The organism is Synechococcus sp. GEYO, assembly GCF_900473955.1.
GTDB lineage: Bacteria > Cyanobacteriota > Cyanobacteriia > PCC-6307 > Cyanobiaceae > Synechococcus_C.
The window spans coordinates 102132-121938 of sequence record NZ_UCNL01000013.1; the positions used below are offsets into that span (position 1 = coordinate 102132).

20 protein-coding genes are annotated in these 19807 nt (G+C 56.7%); 10 read left to right on the top strand and 10 right to left on the bottom strand.

Features of this window, described 5'->3' with window-relative positions; translation table 11 throughout:
- The first annotated feature begins 40 nt into the window (after positions 1–40).
- Entirely contained in the window at positions 41–2170 is a 2130-nt protein-coding gene (locus tag DXY37_RS12435) for a magnesium chelatase subunit D family protein (protein ID WP_371638196.1), read from the top strand.
- A gap of 10 nt (positions 2171–2180) precedes the next feature.
- On the opposite strand, the gene DXY37_RS12440 is transcribed toward DXY37_RS12435, so the two are convergent.
- The gene (locus DXY37_RS12440; RefSeq protein WP_115126952.1) at positions 2181–3110 is read right to left on the bottom strand and encodes an MlaD family protein; all 930 of its coding nucleotides are present in this window, start codon (positions 3108–3110) and stop codon (positions 2181–2183) included.
- Positions 3111–3113: 3 nt separating this feature from the next.
- On the bottom strand, positions 3114–3857 hold the full coding sequence (locus DXY37_RS12445; RefSeq protein ID WP_115127047.1) for an ABC transporter ATP-binding protein: 744 nt from the start codon (positions 3855–3857) through the stop codon (positions 3114–3116).
- Between the two features lie 237 nt (positions 3858–4094).
- Between DXY37_RS12445 and yvcK the strand changes: the two genes are divergently transcribed.
- Complete coding sequence (gene yvcK, locus DXY37_RS12450) at positions 4095–5456, top strand: gluconeogenesis factor YvcK family protein (RefSeq protein WP_115126953.1); 1362 nt, start codon at positions 4095–4097, stop codon at positions 5454–5456.
- A gap of 52 nt (positions 5457–5508) precedes the next feature.
- Here the strand turns inward: yvcK and DXY37_RS12455 are convergent, their stop codons facing one another.
- Genes DXY37_RS12455 through DXY37_RS12465 form a run of 3 tightly spaced genes read right to left on the bottom strand, consistent with a single transcriptional unit; the run spans position 5509 to position 7194 of the window.
- Complete coding sequence (locus tag DXY37_RS12455) at positions 5509–6057, bottom strand: NAD(P)H-quinone oxidoreductase subunit J (RefSeq protein WP_115126954.1); 549 nt, start codon at positions 6055–6057, stop codon at positions 5509–5511.
- Complete coding sequence (nuoB, locus tag DXY37_RS12460; protein WP_115126955.1) at positions 6054–6827, bottom strand: NADH-quinone oxidoreductase subunit NuoB; 774 nt, start codon at positions 6825–6827, stop codon at positions 6054–6056. Before nuoB ends, DXY37_RS12455 begins: the two co-directional genes overlap by 4 nt.
- Before the next feature lie 4 nt (positions 6828–6831).
- Positions 6832–7194, bottom strand: a complete 363-nt coding sequence (locus DXY37_RS12465) for an NAD(P)H-quinone oxidoreductase subunit 3 (protein ID WP_066905075.1) — start codon at positions 7192–7194, stop codon at positions 6832–6834.
- 102 nt (positions 7195–7296) lie between these two features.
- Between DXY37_RS12465 and DXY37_RS12470 the strand changes: the two genes are divergently transcribed.
- From DXY37_RS12470 to DXY37_RS12495, 6 genes are all read left to right on the top strand, one after another.
- Positions 7297–7767, top strand: coding sequence for a rubredoxin (locus tag DXY37_RS12470; RefSeq protein ID WP_115126956.1), 471 nt, complete (start codon positions 7297–7299; stop codon positions 7765–7767).
- 78 nt (positions 7768–7845) lie between these two features.
- Positions 7846–8856 carry a photosynthesis system II assembly factor Ycf48 gene (locus tag DXY37_RS12475; protein WP_115127048.1) on the top strand — a complete coding sequence of 337 codons (1011 nt, stop codon included), beginning with the start codon at positions 7846–7848 and terminating at the stop codon, positions 8854–8856.
- Between the two features lie 108 nt (positions 8857–8964).
- Positions 8965–9213, top strand: a complete 249-nt coding sequence (gene psbE / locus DXY37_RS12480) for a cytochrome b559 subunit alpha (protein ID WP_115126957.1) — start codon at positions 8965–8967, stop codon at positions 9211–9213.
- 9 nt (positions 9214–9222) lie between these two features.
- Positions 9223–9360: a cytochrome b559 subunit beta gene (gene psbF, locus DXY37_RS12485; protein WP_074160697.1), complete on the top strand. Its 138-nt coding sequence runs from the start codon at positions 9223–9225 to the stop codon at positions 9358–9360.
- Between the two features lie 23 nt (positions 9361–9383).
- Positions 9384–9503: a photosystem II reaction center protein L gene (locus DXY37_RS12490; RefSeq protein WP_066904825.1), complete on the top strand. Its 120-nt coding sequence runs from the start codon at positions 9384–9386 to the stop codon at positions 9501–9503.
- A gap of 10 nt (positions 9504–9513) precedes the next feature.
- Positions 9514–9714 carry a photosystem II reaction center protein J gene (locus DXY37_RS12495; protein WP_115126958.1) on the top strand — a complete coding sequence of 67 codons (201 nt, stop codon included), beginning with the start codon at positions 9514–9516 and terminating at the stop codon, positions 9712–9714.
- Positions 9715–9810: 96 nt separating this feature from the next.
- Here the strand turns inward: DXY37_RS12495 and DXY37_RS12500 are convergent, their stop codons facing one another.
- From DXY37_RS12500 to hisS, 3 genes are all read right to left on the bottom strand, one after another.
- Positions 9811–10833, bottom strand: a complete 1023-nt coding sequence (locus DXY37_RS12500; RefSeq protein WP_115126959.1) for an NAD-dependent epimerase — start codon at positions 10831–10833, stop codon at positions 9811–9813.
- A complete protein-coding gene (locus tag DXY37_RS12505; RefSeq protein ID WP_115127049.1) occupies positions 10830–12272 on the bottom strand; it encodes a nucleotide sugar dehydrogenase in 1443 nt (480 codons plus the stop codon). Before DXY37_RS12505 ends, DXY37_RS12500 begins: the two co-directional genes overlap by 4 nt.
- Positions 12273–12340: 68 nt before the next feature.
- Entirely contained in the window at positions 12341–13636 is a 1296-nt protein-coding gene (gene hisS, locus DXY37_RS12510) for a histidine--tRNA ligase (protein WP_115127050.1), read from the bottom strand.
- Between the two features lie 75 nt (positions 13637–13711).
- On the opposite strand from hisS, the gene galE reads away from it, so the two are divergent.
- Both galE and selD read left to right on the top strand, forming a co-directional pair.
- Positions 13712–14782 (top strand): UDP-glucose 4-epimerase GalE, encoded by a 1071-nt coding sequence (galE, locus tag DXY37_RS12515; protein WP_115126960.1) that lies wholly within the window; start codon positions 13712–13714, stop codon positions 14780–14782.
- Positions 14779–16902: a selenide, water dikinase SelD gene (selD, locus tag DXY37_RS12520; protein WP_115126961.1), complete on the top strand. Its 2124-nt coding sequence runs from the start codon at positions 14779–14781 to the stop codon at positions 16900–16902. Before galE ends, selD begins: the two co-directional genes overlap by 4 nt.
- A 227-nt stretch (positions 16903–17129) precedes the next feature.
- Here the strand turns inward: selD and DXY37_RS12525 are convergent, their stop codons facing one another.
- Positions 17130–18557 carry a hypothetical protein gene (locus tag DXY37_RS12525; RefSeq protein WP_115126962.1) on the bottom strand — a complete coding sequence of 476 codons (1428 nt, stop codon included), beginning with the start codon at positions 18555–18557 and terminating at the stop codon, positions 17130–17132.
- Positions 18554–19786 carry a CCA tRNA nucleotidyltransferase gene (locus tag DXY37_RS12530; protein ID WP_115127051.1) on the bottom strand — a complete coding sequence of 411 codons (1233 nt, stop codon included), beginning with the start codon at positions 19784–19786 and terminating at the stop codon, positions 18554–18556. The genes DXY37_RS12525 and DXY37_RS12530 overlap by 4 nt, the downstream gene beginning before the upstream one ends.
- Between the last annotated feature and the right edge of the window lie 21 nt (positions 19787–19807).

Here is a 19807-nt window from a genome sequence, read left to right on the forward strand (position 1 = left end):
GCAAACATTCATGGTTTCAGGTGGAGGGGTCGCTAGCGGCATGGCCAGCACAGCTGCTCAAGAACAGGCGAGCCGTGCCTTCCCACTGGCAGCCATCACTGGCCATGGAACGCTGAAACTATCCCTAATGCTGGCAGCGGTAGACCCCGGCCTGGGGGGCGTGATCATCGCCGGCGGCCGAGGCACCGGCAAATCCGTTCTGGCACGGGGCCTGCATGCCCTGCTGCCACCGATCGAGGTGCTGGATCAAGACAGTGCAGATCTCCCTGCAGGACCGGGGCTCAACCTCGACCCGACCCGACCCGAGGAATGGGATGCGAGCTGGCGAGAGCGGCTGAACAGCGAGCCTCCCTCCAAGGTGATTCCCGCTCCCTTTGTACAGGTGCCGCTGGGCATCACCGAGGATCGACTGGTCGGTGCCGTGGATGTGGCGGCATCACTGGCCAGCGGCAGCCCTGTGTTCCAACCGGGGTTGCTCGCAGAAGCTCACCGAGGAGTGCTGTACGTCGATGAGCTCAACCTGCTCGATGACGGCATCATCAATCTTCTGCTGGCCGCGGTGGGTGCCGGCGAAAACCAGGTGGAACGGGAAGGCCTCAGCCTCAGCCACCCCTGCAGGCCACTGCTGATCGCCACCTACAACCCCGAAGAGGGCAACGTCCGCGACCACCTGCTCGACCGCTTTGCGATCGCCCTCTCAGCCAATCAGTTGGTGAGCACCGAGGAACGCGTGGAAATCACCAATGCGGTGCTGAGCCATGGCCAGTGCAGCCGCAGTTTCTCCGAGCGCTGGAAAGAGGACACCGATGCTCTTGCCACCCAGCTTCTACTCGCTCGTCAGTGGCTGCCGGACGTGCGCATCAGTCGTGAGCAGATCGAGTACCTCGTGACCGAAGCAGTTCGCGGCGGCGTGGAAGGGCACCGATCCGAGCTTTATGCCGTGCGCGTCGCGAAAGCCCATGCGGCCCTCAGTGGCCGTGAACAGGTCGAAGCAGACGACCTGCAGGTTGCTGTGGCCTTGGTGATCGCGCCGCGTGCATCGCAACTGCCACCGCCAGATCAGCAGATGGAGCCACCACCGCCACCGGAACCCCCTCAAGATCAGAACCCACCGCCGCCGGAGGCAGGCGAGCAGAACCCGGAAAACCAGCCCCCTCCGCCACAAGGGACTGATCAGGATCAGAACGACCCGCCCGAGGAGGACTCCAACGACAACAGCGACGACGAAAACTCAGATAATGACGAGTCGGATCAGGACGAGGCACCGCCTTCGGTCCCCGAGGAGTTCATGCTCGATCCAGAGGCAGTCTCGATTGATCCCGACTTGTTGCTGTTCAACGCTGCCAAGAGCAAAAGCGGCAGCAGCGGCAGTCGTTCGGTGGTGCTCAGCGACAGCCGCGGCCGCTATGTGAAACCGATTCTGCCCAGGGGTCCTGTGCGGCGTATCGCCGTGGATGCCACGCTGCGCGCAGCGGCGCCTTATCAGAGGGCAAGGCGCGAACGCCAGCCTGGGCGCAACGTGATCGTTGAGGAAGCCGATCTGCGGGCCAAGCTGTTGCAACGCAAAGCCGGAGCTCTGGTGATCTTCCTGGTGGATGCCAGCGGTTCCATGGCCCTGAACCGCATGCAGAGCGCCAAAGGTGCTGTGATTCGGCTGCTGACCGAGGCGTATGAAAACCGCGACGAAGTGGCGCTGATCCCCTTTCGAGGCGACCAGGCCGAAGTGCTGCTGCCGCCTACACGCTCTATCACCGCAGCGCGCCGGCGCCTGGAATCGATGCCCTGCGGCGGCGGATCACCGCTGGCCCATGGACTGACCCAAGCAGCCCGGGTTGGCGCCAATGCCCTGGCCACAGGAGATCTGGGCCAGGTGGTGGTAGTGGCGATCACCGATGGGCGCGGCAACGTGCCGCTGAGCACCTCACTGGGCCAGCCTGAACTGGAAGGTGAAGAGAAGCCTGATCTCAAACAGGAAGTACTGGATGTAGCGACGCGTTACCGAATGCTGGGCATCAAGCTGCTGGTGATCGACACAGAGCGCAAATTCATCGGCAGTGGCATGGGCAAAGACCTGGCCGAAGCCGCCGGTGGCAAATACGTGCAACTACCCAAAGCCAGCGATCAGGCCATCGCTGCCATTGCTATGGATGCGATCAATGCAGTGACCTGACTCTGGACACCTACTTCGATCCACCGGTCTGTGCCGGGTAGACCTCCTCGAACAAGGTGCCGAGCCCGATCATCACGCTGCGCAAGCTCTTCATAAATCGCGGGTCATCGGTTAGCTGTTCGATGTCGCCACCAACCGAGTCGAGGCGAGCTGTGAGATCACGGGCATTGGTGACGGTCTGCTTCAGATCACTGACTGTTTCTGGGTTGTCGATCGCTCCTGCCAGGTTGTTGATGTGGGCAGCTGCATCGGCAGCCTCAGCCGTAGCCCTGTTGAGATTTTCAATGGTGGGCTTGGCTCTGGCCACTTCAGCGCGCAACTGGTGGACCAGCGTGTCGACATTTTCAGCCGCCACATCAGCTGTATTGAGAAACTTCGAAGCATCCTGACTGGTGATCCCAAACTGCTTGGTGGACTCCACCAGTGCTGGGATCAAGTTTGACTTCTGAGCTTCATTGAGCAGCTGCTCCAGGGAGGCTGTCACGGAGGAAAGACTCGATGCTGACTCTCCTGAGATTGTTGCGCCGTTACAAAGGATTCCGCTGTTGCGGCAACGGCCTGATTTCGGCTTTGGCGCATTCTTTGGAAGCGGTGCACCGCTGGTGACCAACTCGACCTGTGAATCACCTCCAAGAAGTGAAGCCGAGGAGACCGCCGCCTTGACGGGCAAGGGCAGCTGCAGATCGTCGGCATTGATCTCAAGCGTTGCCTTCACCGACATCGGAGTGACGTCGACGGATCGAACCGTGCCAACCATGATTCCGCGGAAAGTGACGGGCGAGCGGGCAGCCAGTCCTCCGGCATTGGCGAAGTCTGCGGTCACAGTCCAGGACTCCGACCCCAGACGCACTCCTCTGAGCCACAGCATGGTGCCTGCAAATCCTGCGATCGCTCCAACGATCGAAAACCCAACCAGGGCTTCACGGACACTACGTCGCATAGCTCAGTGGTCAGAGGGCTGCATCGGTCCGCGCAGGTTACCCGTCCTGAACTGAACGACGTAGGGGTTGTCGGTGGAGCGATACTCATCGACAGTTCCGTCCCACTGGAAACGGCCTCCATAGAGCATCACAATCCGTTCAGCTGAGCGCTCAATGGTGCTGTGTACGTGACTGACCACAACTGAGCAGCCACGGGCCACGGTGGTGGTCTTCACGATCAGATCTTCGATACGGGTTGATGCAACAGGATCAAGCCCTGCCGTCGGCTCGTCGTAAAGCAGCAGGGGCATCGCCCCCTCTTCGCGATCGGGATCATCAATAAGAGCCCTGGCGAAGCTCACCCGTTTCTGCATGCCACCACTGAGCTGGCCGGGATATTGATCCGCCACATCATTCAGCCCAACAGCCTCGAGACACTGCTGAACCCGCTCACGGATCTGGTCAGGGCTCATGCGCCCGAGGCGCATTAACAGAAAGCCGACGTTTTCCTCAACCGTGAGTGAGGCCAGCAAAGCAGGGTTCTGAAACACCAGTCGTACGTCGGCTGGACGGCGCTGATCGAGACGTAGGTATTCCTGCAGTTCGCCAAACAGGCGGAGCTCCCCGGTCGTCGGCAACTGAAGTCCTGCCAGCAGCCTGAGAACCGTGGATTTTCCCGCTCCAGAAGGGCCAACAACGGCAATGCGCTCTCCCGGCTGCATCGAGAGCGACACCTTGTCCAAAACCGGCTTAGAACCCCACTGCATCGTGAGGTCACGCATCTCCACTACTGGAGTCTGGGTTGCTGGAGATGTCGGTTCCAGCCTGGTCTGCACGGGGCTTTTGCGCGTTACGCGCCCATCTTGCCTCGTTTGCACCAATGAGGATGGCCATCGGGACCAACTTCCGTACAGTTCCCTCATCGCAAGGGAAGCGACGACCCTGGCCCCGGATTGCACTTGACCAGCCCTAGCCACCGCGGACGCCGTCAACGGATCCGGGCCATGCAGGCAGCACGGCAGCGTGATCTAGTGCTGCGCTCCCGCCGTGCAGTGCGTTGGCTGCAGCCAGGCCTGGTGGTGAAGCGCTGGCTGCTCACCTCAGGAATTGGACTGATGTTGGCGCTGCTGGGCGCTGCCGTCTGGGCCGATTTACAGCCGATTTACTGGATGCTCTGGGCCATCCAGGAATCCCTGAGCTGGATCACTCGCGTGTTGCCGAGGGGAATTACCGGGCCATTGGTGCTGTTGGTGGGCGTCGGCCTGCTGCTTTGGGGGCAGAGCCGCAGCTTCGGCTCCATCCAGCAGGCCCTGGCCCCAGAAAAAGACACCGTATTGGTGGATGCACTGCGGGCTAAAAGCCGCCTCAACCGAGGGCCAAACATCGTCGCCATCGGCGGCGGCACCGGGCTATCGACGCTGCTGAGTGGCCTCAAGCGTTACAGCAGCCACATCACGGCCATCGTCACCGTGGCTGACGACGGTGGCAGCAGCGGCGTGCTGCGCAGGGAACTGGGAGTGCAGCCACCCGGCGATATCCGCAACTGCCTGGCCGCTTTATCCACCGAAGAACCACTGCTGACCCGTCTGTTCCAATACCGCTTCTCTGCCGGAGGAGGCCTTGAGGGTCACAGCTTCGGCAATCTGTTTCTTTCAGCGCTCACCGCCATCACTGGCAGCCTGGAAACAGCAATCACCGCCTCCAGCCGGGTTCTGGCGGTTCAGGGCCAGGTGGTGCCCGCCACGAATGTGGATGTGCGGCTGTGGGCGGAACTCGAGGACGGTCGCCGCATAGAAGGCGAATCGGCGATCGGACAAGCACCGAGCCCCATCGTTCGTCTGGGCTGCCTGCCGGAAGGCCCACCAGCACTGCCGAGGGCTCTTGAAGCGATTGCACAAGCCGATCTGATTCTGCTGGGCCCAGGCAGCCTTTACACCTCACTGCTGCCCAATCTGTTGGTACCTGAGCTGGTGAGCGCCATCCAACGCAGCCGGGCACCCAGGCTTTACATCTGCAATCTGATGACGCAGCCCGGAGAAACGGATGGACTGGATGTGAGCGGACACCTCAGAGCCATCGAAGCGCAACTGGCCTCTCTAGGCATCAGTCATCGACTGTTTGACGCCGTGCTCGCTCAAGAGCCCATCGGGGAATCACCACTGATCAAGCATTACCGCTCACGCGGAGCTGAGCCTGTGACCTGCAACCGCCGCGAACTGGAGGTTGAGGGTTATGACGTGATGGAAGCACCACTTCAAGGGAGCAGACCCACCGCGACCCTGCGTCATGACCCTCGCAGCCTTGCCCTTGGAGTGATGCGCTTTTACAGAATGCACAAGACTGAAAAAACTTCGACGACGAGCTAACTCACTTCATTTAAATGTCTAAATTTAAAAATAAAAGTCTCTTGATTCGCGCTCAATAGGCGTCTTGCATCTCATAAAAATCAGGCTGGACGTAGTCCTTCCTTAAAGGCCAACCGGTCCAATCCTCAGGCATCAGCAACCGCTTGGGGTGGGGGTGTCCTTCGAAGTTGATCCCGAACATGTCGAATGTCTCACGTTCCTGCCAGTCGGCTCCTCGGAACAGTCCATAAAGGCTGGGAATACTGGGCTGTCCCTCTCTGGATAGGAACACTTTCAGGCGCACTTCGCGCAATTGATCCACACGTCCATCGGCAACTTCTGCCATAGCAATGAAGTGATAAAAGCTGACCAATTGTTGGCCGGGTCCTTCGTCATAGCCGCCCTGGCACTGGAGATGATCAAATCCGTGGCTTTTAAGAGCCGCGGCAATCACGGGGAGAAACAATGCCTCAACGCCGATTTGCTCAACTCCAATATGGTCGGGATCCAAAACAGCGTGGTCAAAGCCTTGCTCACTGAGCCATTGACTGACCGGGCCTGGCTCTGGACCAGTCGCAACTGGAGAATCTTTTTTGGTGTCTTTCTCTGGAGTTGGGCTCATGACTCCTCAGGGATCTGGACGGGTTCGGCTGTTTCAAGCGCGGGCATCGGTAGACCTGCGCCAGGCTTCAATGCAGCCACCTGGGTTTCAGCACGCAGGTAAGCCCCAGTGACGATGGGCTCAACCTGGGTCATCGCATGCTCAACCGTGCAATAGCGATGGGTCTGCATCAATAAACGACGGTCGGCGACAGATTCATTGGCCACTTTCTTGCGCAGCTTGATCACCGCATCGAAGATCGCTTCTGGTCTTGGTGGACAACCAGGCAAGTAGAGGTCAACGGGAATGAGCTTGTCCACGCCGCGCACAGCCGTGGTTGAGTCCGAACTGAACATGCCGCCGGTAATTGTGCAGGCACCCATGGCAATTACATATTTCGGCTCAGGCATTTGCTCATAAAGACGCACCAACGCAGGTGCCATCTTCATGGTCACCGTCCCAGCGACGAGCAAGAGGTCAGCCTGGCGCGGTGAACTCCGCGGTACGAGACCGAAACGATCGAAATCGAAACGCGAGCCCAGCAAGGCTGCGAATTCGATGAAACAACAGGCCGTCCCGTAGAGAAGTGGCCAGAGACTGCTCAGTCGAGCCCAATTGTGCAGATCATCCAAGCTCGTAAGGATGATGTTTTCGCTGAGGTCCTGGGTGACCGTCGGCACGCCATCGGCAGCTCCAGCCACAGGACCGCAGCTGGATTCCCTCAGGTCGCGGACTGCCTGAATCGAGGGGGCTTCTCCAGTTGTTGCAGGTCGTTCGATCGATGAGGTCATGGGATCAGCTCCACTCCAGGGCGCCCTTGCGCCAGGCGTACGCCAAAGCCACCACGAGGATGGCGATGAACACCAGCGCTTCTATGAAAGCCAAAATACCTAGTCGGTGGAATGCAACGGCCCAGGGATAGAGGAAAACTGTCTCCACATCGAAGATCACGAAGACCAGCGCAAACATGTAGTAGCGAATGTTGAACTGAATCCAAGCTCCGCCAATCGGCTCCATGCCCGATTCGTAAGTGAGTTCTCGCTCACCGACCTGACTCCGCGGCGAGACAAGCTTGTTAGTCACCAAGGCGAGCACGGGTACTGCCCCAGCAATCAACAGAAAGCCGAGGAAGGCGTCATAGCCCGGGAGCACAAACATTTGGGCGTAGCCGATCTACGTGCCAGTCTGGCATTTGCAGCCTCTGGCTGACGTTTGGCCAGCTGACGTCGATAGAGTGACCCCCCTTAAGGTCTTTCAGCGGTGAGCGACGAAATCCAAGCACCGCAGGACCCTGCGAATCCGACGATTGCTGCTTCAGAAGAGCAGCAAGTTCCTGAAGAGAATGGTTCAGATGAGACCTCAACAGAGGTCAAGGTGCGCACCCCAGAAAAAACACTGGCGGAACAAGCGAGTGATCCACTGACGCACCGTTTCGAGTGCCGAAGCTGCGGATTCGTCTACGACCCTGAAGAAGGAGTCAAAAAATTACGGATCGAATCTGGCACCGCGTTTCAGCAACTTGATGCTTTCACGTTCCGCTGTCCGGTGTGCCGCAGCAGAGTTGGTGCTTTCCGAGACATCGGACCCCGCTCGAAGGCCAGTGGTTTTGAGGAGAATCTCGATTTCGGTCTGGGTGTCAACCGTTTAACCCCGGGGCAGAAGAATGTTCTGATCTTTGGCAGCCTGGCTCTTGGATTCGCCTTCTTCCTCTCGTTGTATTCCCTGCGTTAATGACTGAATGATCGGCGCAGAGACTTTTGCGCTGAACTTCTCGTATTGCTCCAAGCCTGCATTCATTTTCAAATCGGCATGAATTCCCTGATCAAATCTCTGGCCCAATTGGCACTTGTGGTCTGCATTGGCTTCGGGCTTGGCGGCTGCGTGACCACCAAAGTTCCAACCGCCACTGCCAGCCCCTGGCAGGTGATTGATCTGAACACCCAGGCCAATCCCCTGGATATCGCTTTCACCAGCACCGACCACGGATTTCTGGTGGGAAGCAACCGCCTCATCCTGGAGACCAACGATGGTGGTGCGAGCTGGAACGAGCGCAGCCTTGATCTGCCGGAGGAAGAAAACTTCCGACTGATCAGCATCGCCTTTGATGGCGATGACGGCTGGATCGCCGGCCAGCCTGGACTGTTGATGCACACCACTGACGGGGGGCAGAACTGGACGCGCTTGTTCCTGGATACCAAGCTGCCAGGAGAGCCGTACCTCATCACAGCACTAGGACCGAACAGTGCAGAACTGGCAACCAACGTGGGCGCTGTGTACCGCACCAGCGACGGTGGTGGCAGCTGGGACGCCGAGGTGAGCGATGCAGCGGGTGCAACCCGTGATCTACGCCGCAGCCCTGATGGCTCCTACGTGAGCGTGAGCAGCCTGGGGAATTTCTACGCCACCTGGGATCCAGGACAACCGGTGTGGCAGGTTCACCAACGCGTGAGCAGCCAACGACTGCAGAGCATTGGCTACCAGCCCAACGGCAAACTCTGGATGGTGGCTCGTGGCGCTCAGATTCGCTTCAACGAAGACACCGCCGACAACGAAAACTGGAGCAAGCCGATTATTCCCATCACCAATGGCTATGGCTATCTGGACATGGCCTGGTCCGACGACGGAGCGATCTGGGCCAGTGGTGGCAACGGCACCTTGCTGGTCAGCCGCGATGAGGGCAACAGCTGGGAGCGTGATCCAGAAAGCGTTCAAGCCCCAACCAACTTCACGCGCTTTGTTTTCGACGACACGGACCTTCAACAGCATGCGTTCCTACTGGGTGAGCGCGGGTTGATGCTGCGCTGGTCAGCGTCGAGCTGAGAACGACTGTGGCCGCTTGGCGAACAACGCTCTGTAACCAACTGGTAGGTCCCGGCGCGGTCGCTGGACCCCTGCCCTTAAGATCACTGAGCTGTTACACCCGAAGTCATGGCCGCCGGCTCAACCGGGGAACGCCCGTTTTTCGAGATCATCACCAGTATTCGCTACTGGGTGATTCACGCAATCACGTTGCCTTCCATCTTCCTTGCTGGATTCCTGTTTGTGTCCACAGGCCTGGCCTACGACGCTTTCGGAACCCCACGCCCTGACTCGTATTACCAAGCCAGTGAGAGCAAAGCTCCTGTGGTTGGTCAGCGCTTCGAAGGCAAGTCGGATCTTGACTCACGCCTGAAGTAAGGATTTTTTATGACTCAAACCCCTACCTCTTCAAAGCCCCGCGTTTATCCGATTTTCACGGTGCGCTGGCTTGCTCTTCACACCCTGGGAGTTCCCGCGGTGTTCTTTATTGGCGCTTTGGCCGCCATGCAATTCATTCGCCGCTGATTCCCCAACAGTTCTGAGACACCATGGAGCGCAACAAAAATCCCAATACCTTGCCGGTTGAACTCAACCGGACCAGTCTTTATCTGGGTCTTCTGTTTGTGTTTGTCACAGGCATCTTGTTCTCCAGCTACTTCTTCAACTGAGGTTTGAATCATGAGTGGTAAGAAATCAGGTCTTCCCGACGGTCGTATTCCCGACCGTCTTCCCGATGGACGCCCAGCGGTTGCCTGGCGTTCACGCTGGACTGAAGGAACATTGCCTCTTTGGCTGATCGCTACTGCAGGAGGTATGGCTGCAATCTTTGTTGTTGGATTGTTCTTCTACGGTTCTTATACGGGTGTGGGCTCTGCTTGACAAGATTCCATACAAATACATTTTTCAACCGACTCTCGAGTCGGTTTTTTTACGCCCAAAAAATTAAGTCCGGGACTATTTAATATATAGAGAAAATCAAACTCCGTGATAAACCCGATACCACTGAGCAAAACGATTTACTCCTAATTCGATTGGTGTACTTGGACGAAAACCCACCCAATTCTCAAGGGCTTGAGTATCAGCGGCAGTAGCAACAACATCGCCAGGCTGCATGGGGTGAAAATCTTTGACTGCTTTGCGTCCGAGTGCCTCTTCCAGAACTTCAATGAACCGCAATAACTCTGTGGGTTGGCTGTTACCAATGTTGAAAACTCGATGGGGCGCTGCAGCTGTGGAGGGATCAGGCTGAAGAGGATCAAATTCGAGATTCGTGGTCGCAGGCTTATTGCAACAACGCATGACTCCCTCAACAATGTCGTCGATAAAAGTGAAATCGCGCTGCATCTTGCCGTGGTTAAACACCTTGATGGGCTCACCAGCAAGAATCGCCTTCGCGAACAGCATTGGCGCCATATCTGGACGGCCCCAAGGGCCATACACGGTGAAGAAGCGCAAACCAGTTGCTGGAAGACCATAGAGATGGCTGTAGGTGTGGGCCATAAGTTCGTTGGCCTTTTTGCTCGCCGCGTAAAGGCTCACCGGATGATTCACGGGCTGACGCTCATGAAAAGGCAGGTTGCGATTGCCTCCATAGACCGAGCTACTTGAGGCATACACAAGGTTCTCCACGCCGTGATGACGGCAACCTTCGAGGATGTGGCCAAAGCCAACCAGGTTGCTCTGGATATAAGCGGCTGGATTCTCCAGTGAGTAACGAACACCGGCCTGTGCCGCAAGATTCACCACTACACGCGGACGTTCTGCTGCGAAAAGAGCCATCAGCTCCTCACCAGACTCAAGTGCTAACTCCTCAAAACGCCAAGCGCCTGAAGGAGCCGCAGCATTGATGCGCGCAAGTCGGGATCGCTTGAGAGACGGGTCGTAGTAACTGTTGAGGTTGTCGATGCCGACCACCCTCTCGCCACACTCCAGCAGCCGCAAGCTGAGAGCCGCTCCGATGAAGCCAGCGGCACCAGTCACAAAAACAGTGCTGGTCATGGCTGTCCTTCACCCACACGCCAAAGGTTCAGACCGGCACCCTCTACTTCAGCTGGTGTCACCACCGAACGGGCGTCGAAGACCCAGGCTGGCTGACGCATCAACGACACTAGTGCAGACCAATCCAGACCTCGATACTGACTCCACTCCGTAAGGATGATGACGGCATCAGCGCCTTGAACAGCCGATGGAATTTCGTCAGCAGGCCACCAGGTGCCTTCACCACTCAGCGCTGCCCGCGTAGGGCCAGACTGCGCATCAGGTGCCGTACTCGCCGGCAAGTTCAGATCACGGGCTATTTGATCAGAATCAACCTTGGGATCATGGATAGCCAGCTGAGCGCCCTCTACCAATAGATCCTTAGCAATACGGATCGCCGGGGCTTCACGGGTGTCGTTGGTATCGGCCTTAAACGCAAAACCAAGAATGGCTAATCGTTTGCCAGTGACGGTGCCGAACAGTTTCTGCACCACCATGCGAGCAATGCGGTGCTGCTGCCAGCTGTTCAGCTGAACAACTGATTCCCAGTAGTTAGCAACATCGGGAAGCCCAAAATGTCTACAAAGATAAACAAGATTGAGAATGTCTTTCTGGAAACAGCTACCTCCAAAACCCGGGCCTGCCTGAAGAAATTTCGAACCGATGCGGCTATCACTGCCAATCGCGCGGGCTACCTCGCGAACATCGGCGCCAGTGGCTTCACAGAGTGCCGCAACAGAATTAATTGAGCTGATCCGTTGAGCCAGAAAGGCGTTGGCCGTGAGCTTTGAGAGTTCGCTGCTCCAAAGGTTGGTACGAAGAATGCGCTCTTGAGGCACCCATTGGCTATACACATAAGCCAGGGCGTCGATGGCCTCGGGATGTTCGCCTCCAATCAGAACCCGGTCAGGCGATTCAAGATCTGAAATTGCTGTGCCTTCCGCCAAGAATTCAGGATTGGAGAGCACTGAGAAAGTGCGATGAATACCATCGGCAGATTGCTCAGCAGCAGAAAGAATGGCCTTGATCGCTTCAGCAGTGCGGACCGGCAGGGTGCTCTTCTCCACCACAATTGTGTGGCCCGTTGACGATTTGGCCACCTGACGGGCACAAGCTTCAACCCAGCGCAGGTCGCTGGCCTGACCGGCACCAAGCCCTTTGGTCTTAGTCGGTGTATTGACCGAAATGAACACCATGTCTGCAGAAGCGATCGCTTCGTCAACACCCGTTGAGAAATACAGATTGCGGCCGCGAGCTCGCCCTACAACCGCATCAAGGCCGGGTTCATAGACCGGCAACTTGCTCAGATCACTGTTATTCCAAGCATCGATGCGGGTTTGGTTGATATCGACAACCGTGACCTGAACATCAGGGCATTGATCGGCAATCACCGCCATGGTCGGTCCGCCCACGTAACCGGCACCGATGCAACAGATCGAGCGAATTGAAAGAGCAGCCATCCAGTAGGAGGAGTTCAAGGCCATCGAGTGGTGGCAGGTTATCGCTGTTCCTTGGCATCGGATTAGCCCTAGGTGTTGGTCTGCAAGACGGCCACAACCGACGAAGGATCCTTCAAGTCCACTTGCTGCTCTTCAGCTTGAATCAAAAGAGGCTTGAGACGTATCTGACCCGCTTCGACCTCTTCATCCCCAATCACCGCAGTCCATCTGGCACCACTGCGATCTGCGCGTTTGAACTGCTTTCCGAAACCAGCACCGGAACCATCAAGCTCGACGGACACACCAGCCGTCCGCAACTGTCGAGCCAACACCAAAGCGGCAGCCTCAGCTTGCTCTCCTCGATTCACCAGATAAAGATCGGGAGCGCAAGTTGCCGTCAAGCTTGCAGCGGCTCCATCAGGATTAGCTGATGCTTCCGCTTCCAGAACCAGCATCAGCCTCTCCATTCCGAGTGCCCAACCGATGGCTGGAGTAGGGGGGCCACCCAGTTGTTGCACGAGGCCGTCGTACCGGCCACCTCCGCACACAGTGGCCTGAGCTCCGAGCTGATCACTGGTGATCTCAAAAGCGGTATGGCAGTAATAATCGAGCCCTCTAACCAAACGGGTATTAACCCGAAAAGGAATGTCCATGTCCGCCAGGTAGCTCTGCACGAGTTGTAGATGTTGAGTGCTTTCCTCAGAGAGAGCCCCCAACAAGGTGGGAGCTTCGGCCAGCAGCTTTTGAGTCTGAGGATTCTTGCTATCGAGAATGCGCAGTGGGTTGCTACTTAGCCGCTGCTTGGAGTCAGGGTCCAACTGATCGGAACGAGCCGCCAACCAATCCACAAGCTCCGATCGATAACGCTGACGGTCTTCTGACGTACCAAGACTGTTGATCTGAAGCTCAAGACCAGACACCCCAAGCACTTCAAGCAGGTCCCAGGCCAGGGCGATCACTTCAGCATCACTTCGAGCGGAACTCACACCAAGCCACTCAACGCCGATCTGATGGAACTGACGCTGGCGGCCAGCCTGAGGCCGTTCATAGCGAAACATCGGACCGCCATACCAGAGCTTCTGGGTGCCCTGGCTGAGAAGACCATGCTGAACAACTGATCGAACGACTGAAGCCGTCCCTTCTGGCCTCAATGTGCAGAAGCGATCACCGCGATCTTGGAAGCTGTACATCTCCTTTCCCACAACATCCGTGGCTTCACCGATGCCACGGGCAAAAAGATCAGTGACCTCAAGCAGTGGAGTACGGATCTCCTCGATTCCAGATCGACGGAAATGTGCACGGGCCACCGCCTCCACCGCTTGCCAACGGCGTGTCTGGACAGGCAGCAGATCCACCATGCCTCGCAGGCTCTGCAGCTGACTCACGCAATCCTCGATACCGCTAACCAGTCTGCCCCTCCACAGACACTCAAGCCCGACTGTTTGCCATAGGTTCTGAGCATGGCTCAATTACTTATCACTGGAGGCGCAGGCTTCATCGGCAGCCACACCTGCTTGGTGCTGCTGCAAGAGGGGCACAGCCTGATTGTTCTGGACAACTACAGCAACAGCTCTCCAGTTGCACTTGAGAGGGTGGCCGCGCTAGCCGAATTGTCGTTCTCTGCAAACGGTGAAAGAGAGCGTTTGGAGCTCGTCCAGGGCAACATCGGTGACAGAGAATGCCTTGAGCAACTGTTCAATACAGCCTGCAAGCGCGGCAAACCGATTGAAGCCGTCATTCATTTCGCCGGCCTGAAAGCCGTTGGGGAATCAGTGCGCGAGCCGCTGCGATATTGGAACGTAAATCTCACTGGGACAGGGTGTCTGCTGGCAGCTATGGACTCCCATAGCTGCCGCACCCTCGTCTTCAGTAGCAGCGCCACGCTCTATGGCTACCCGGACACCACACCCATCCCAGAGACAGCACCCATTCAGCCCATCAACCCCTATGGCCACTCCAAGGCAGCGGTTGAACAGCTGCTGCACGACCTTGCCGCCAGTGATCCCAATCAATGGCGCATTGCCTGCCTGCGTTACTTCAATCCCGTGGGAGCGCACCCCAGCGGCACAATTGGAGAAGATCCACTCGGTAGACCCAACAACCTCTTCCCATTCGTGAGTCAAGTGGCCGTGGGCAGGCGCGAATCTCTCCAGGTGTTTGGAGGCGACTGGCCCACCAGAGATGGCACCTGTATACGCGATTACATTCATGTAATGGATCTGGCGGAAGGCCACCGATCGGCCCTCGAGTGTTTATTCGCTGAACCAGCTCAAGTGCTTACCCTCAATCTGGGCAGTGGTCAGGGAGCTTCAGTGCTGGAGGTAGTGCAGGCCTTTGAACAGGCAAGCGGCCGCAAAGTGCCCTACGAAGTAGTCGGCCGCCGAGATGGCGATGCAGCCATCACGATTGCTGATCCCGCCTCAGCTCTACACCGACTCGGCTGGCGAACTCAACGCACGCTCGATGACATCTGCCTAGACGGCTGGGCCTGGCAATCAGCCAATCCGTCAGGCTACGGCGATCTCGGATGAGCAGTCTTGTGCTGGCTGGTGGTGGGCACAGCCATGCTCTGGCCCTACGCCGCTGGGCCATGCAGCCACGCAAGCGCCCAAAAGGTCGCATCTGCCTTATCGACCAACGCTGCAGCGCCCTTTACTCGGGCATGGTTCCTGGAGTTGTAAGTGGGATTTACAAGGAAACGGAAGCTTCGATTGACTTACGGCACCTTGCAAGTCAGGCGGGTGTTGATTTCATTCAAGCCAAAATTGAAAGCCTCGACTGGCAGAACAACAACGTTTACCTGAGTGAACATCGATCACTTCATTACGAGATTCTTAGCCTTAATCTCGGCTGCAATAGTCCTCACCCGGATGCACTAATTTATCAAAAACGGTGCATACCTATCAAACCGCTTTGGGGGGCTTTAAAGCTCATTCAAGAGGAGGTCGGAACAGCATCCAATGCCCCTGCAAGTCCCTTCAGTGTTGTAGGCAGTGGTCTGGCAGCTATTGAAATCTGTCTTGGCTTACGCAAACGCTGGCCGACACGATGTATCCAACTAGTGATTCACAACCGCAAAGGAAATCGCCATTTCTACCCAGCCCTGCGCAAAGCAAACATCCGACTGATTACCGAAGAGCAATTACCGGAGGAAGGACCTATTTTACTTTGCACTGGAAGCGTGGCACCCACATTCCTACAAGCGTCCGGCCTGCTCTGTAACAGCGCAGGCAGAGTACGCACCGAACCAACTCTGCAGGCGCTGGGTCATCGCAACATTTTTGCCAGTGGCGACTGCGCTGTCATCGACAAGCATCCGCGTCCACCATCTGGAGTTTGGGCCGTCCGCGCTGCCCTTGTTCTTGCTCGCAACCTACAGGCCGCAAGCTGCAAGAGACCATTGCAGAAATGGAACCCCCAACGACGAGCTCTGCAATTGGTTGGTCATCCAAGCAGCGCAAAACAAGGCAGCGCTTGGGCTCTTTGGGGCAATCTCTGCATAGGTCCTTATCCCTGGATCTGGCAATGGAAACAGCGACTCGATCGCCATTTCATTGCAATGTTCAAAACGAACATCAAGATGACCAGCGCTGATGAGCCCAGCATGGCCTGCCGAGGTTGTGCAGCCAAGCTTCCAGCGTCAACACTCCAAAACGGCTTAAGGGAGGCAGGGTTAGCTGCTCTTGGCAATGATCCAAACGATGCAGTCTTGATCAATGACTCTGTTGTTCAGAGCGTGGATGGCTTCCCTGCTTTGGTAAGTGACCCCTGGCTCAACGCTTACCTCACTACTCTGCACGCTTGCTCGGACCTTTGGGCAAGCGGAGCTGAGGTCGACAACGCACAAGCTCTCATCACATTGCCTGCAGTTGATGCAAAGCTTCAGCAAGATCTCTTGAGAGAGACATTGTCAGGAATTCGGGCAGCACTTAAAGAACAAGACGCTTGCCTTCTAGGAGGTCACACTCTCGAATCACGAGATCCCTCGAACATGCAGATCAGCCTTGGGATACAAGTCAGCCTGGTAGTGAATGGGCAACGACCTCCTAATCAACAACCCTGGAAAAAAGGTGGCCTACAAGCAGGTGATGCACTGCTGCTCAGTCGGGCGATAGGTAGCGGCGTTCTTTTTGCGGCAGCCATGACTGGGCAAGCCAATCCCCGTGACATAGAGCAAGCTCTTGTTTCAATGCAGACAAGCCAACACAAAATCGTGCAGCACCTACTGCATCTAGAAGCCATGCTTCCAGATGCCATTCATGCCTGTACTGATATCACTGGCTTTGGATTAATCGGACATCTTGGAGAAATGCTCGATGCCAGCGATCCAGGACTAAGACTCAGTTTGGATGTAGATGCAATTCCCATTTATAAGGGAACATTGGCCCTAATCAAAAAAGGTATCTGCAGCACGCTTGCTCCCTCGAACCGCATGGCTTGGTCTCGGCTGGATCCCAGGGCTGAGACTCCGGCCTGCATCCAGCTCACCAGTCAGCGCATAAGCAATCATGACCAGACGTCATGGCAGGCCATTAGAGAGATTCTCGTGGATCCACAAACCTGCGGCCCTCTGGCGCTGGCATGCCCAACAGAGTTGGGGAAAGAACTATGTCGCGCTGGGCCATGGACACGTATTGGCTCAGTTAGATAGGGACACAAATCAGCTAGATACTTTAAGCGACGATGAAAACAAACAAACCAATGCCTAAAAAACTAAATTTTAAATCCGCAATCAACCAAGGCTGATGACAACATATTACAGAAATATTCATTAATTCCCAGCTGAAGCTGGGCAACAGGCATGAGTTCTTTAAGCGGCCAAAAGAATCTCTTTAGCAGAAAACATTAAGTCGAAATTGTTGGATTGTAAATCAATGATTACCTCGCACTTTGACAGACAAAAATCCGGGTGAATGAGGGTATTTGCGGCTTGACTTGACATTGATAATCATTGGACTCCGCCAACGCATTTAATGGAAGCAATCGACTGCGCATGACAGTTTCTGGACCACTCGCAGCGATCCAGATTACATCTGGAAAAGGCTTTTTCTTGAGCAACTCCTCCAAATCATCCTCATCTCCCCAAGAGCCGCCCAACCTTGGTAAACGACTTGCTGCCTGCTCGATTTGATCGCTGAGATTAAACAAGCGAGGACGTGGCGCAAAGCGAAAAGGCTCTCCCGCAGTGACCTGACTGACGGCTCGGAAATTATCGGACTCTCGGCTGGCATCCAGTCCTCGAGCCTGAAGAGGTTCAAACCCTTGCCACCAAAACAAACCAAGAGCCAGCAACAAAGCGATCAGGCTGAACCGCTTACCACGTTGGTTGAGAGAAAGCTGCGCACCCTGAATCGCCAACCAGGGTAAAAACGCCGGCACTAAAACAATGAAGTAGCGACTGAAGGCCAACGGCTTCACAAATGACACCGCCACTACCCCGATCACCATCAGAGTCGAAGGAATCACTCCACTCCAGTCGAGCAAAGCCTGCTTGAGGGAAAACTCCTCATCCCGACACGCAGACTGACAGCCCCAGCGCCTCAGCACCCAGAAGAAGATGAGGATCACCCCAAGCTTGGGGAGCGGCCAGGGACCGAGCGCTCGCGCCAATGTGTCTTCCAGCAAAGCAAAATCAGGCCTGCCTATCCAGGACGCTGCAGACGAACCAAACAAGTATTTCCAGGCATAAGCAACCCAACCAACCGACGGCAATAAAGCCAAAACGGCTGCTGCAGAGAGAGAGGTGCGGTGACGCGCAGCATCCCAGCACGCCGTGGCCGCAAACAAAAACAAGCCATAAAAATGTGTCAGGCTGGCTAGAAGAACGGCCAGTCCGTAAAGCCCAGGCTGGCGGCGTTGCCGCCACCACCAAGCTAGGGCCACCAGAGCAGTTAGCAACGCGTAGCTCTTTCCCTCAATGGAGAAGCGGAGCGGGTAAGGACTGCAAAAGGCCATCAGCGCCGCCAGCAACAGTGCAGAACGATGCCGGGAAGGGGGAGCTAAATCCCATGCCTGTCGGGTCATCAACAAGCCGCCGGCGACATAGGCCAGCCAAGACAACAACCTGAGGCTCAGCCCACTCTGGCCAGCGACAACGCCCCACAGCCAGAGAAGGCTGTAATAGAGGGGGGGATGAGTGTCCTGACGCAGCTGGGCCAAAAGATCTACATAGCTGGGCTGAAAGCTCTTACCCACGCTGTAAAGCTCATCGCTCCAAAGGCTGGTGGCGTCAATTAACCCCAAACTGCGCAACGCAAAGGCCGCACAGGCCAGCACAACCGCCATCTCGATCCAACGTCGATTCATCGGCTCCTCTCCAGCACCTGTCGTCGTCGTCGTTTCAGTTCAGTTCCTAGTTGGGGCCCAGGACGCCAGCCCTCAGCGATCAGCGTTTTGGCCGACTTTGGTGAGGTCAGATGACGCCAACGTCCCCACCATCTGAGCAAGGGTCGCCAGTGCCGCTCAGATCCCGCCACCGCCAGAGCAACTGCCTCCGCACTCCAACCCTGAAGCTCAAGCGACTCAGTCCAATCCACTGGCGTCCAGGACAGTTCTGGAGCCTGCATCGCATCAGATCCCAACCACATGAAAATCTCCTGAACCTGCTCAAGCCAGCGGATCTGCTGCAAGGGAAGTTGAAGCCGCTCCGCAACTTGAAGAGGTGCGCCGGCACCAAGTAGGAGAGCCGGCAATAAAGGCAAGCCAAGACGTGCTGCCCGACGCAAGCGCAGCATGCGTCGGGGATCGTTTTGCAACTGCGGATCAAGTAGTGGGAAAGCCCCCCAGTCTTCAAGGAACTGCAGGGCGTGGGACCAGGGTTCCTTTGCGAATAACAGCTCAAGCTCCATGCGAAAGCGGGTACTCAGAGCAGGCGGTGCAGCATTGGCAGGATCACCAGAGCGCCAAGTCCATGGCCAATCCTGCACACCCCTGGCAACCTGAGCCAGTGCATCCGAACTAAGAGTGAAGCCAAGACGGGCCGCGTAGCGAGCAGCACGCACCACTCTGGTGGGGTCATCCGCAACGCTGCGAGGGTGCAGAAAGGCCAGCTCCCTGAACTCCAGATCTTGGCTGCCTTCGTGGAAATCGATCAGACCGGCTTCCATTGAAGACTCACCGAGAACCATCGCCATCGCATTGATGCTGAAATCACGCCGATCGAGATCCGACTCAAGATCTCCAAGCATGACCAGAGGATTCGCACCCGGCGATGGGTAAGACTCCCGACGCGCACTGGCGAGATCAAGAACCAGCCCATCTATTTCAAGCTCAGCGGTGCCATAAGCAGGATGGGTCTGGAGTCGTGGCATTCGCTCGGAACCCACTCTCAGCAGCAAGGCTTCGGCCAGGGCAACAGCATCTCCCTCAACCACGAAATCGAGATCAGGACAACCTCTCCAGGGATCGCGATGGACGTGATGAAGCAGACCATCACGCACAGCACCGCCCACCAAAGCCACCTTTGTAATGCCTAAGGCAGCCGCTTGCTCCGCAAGCAATGCGAGAAGTGATGGACCGATACCGGGCAGAGCCATCGCCAACACTGGCTGCACCGG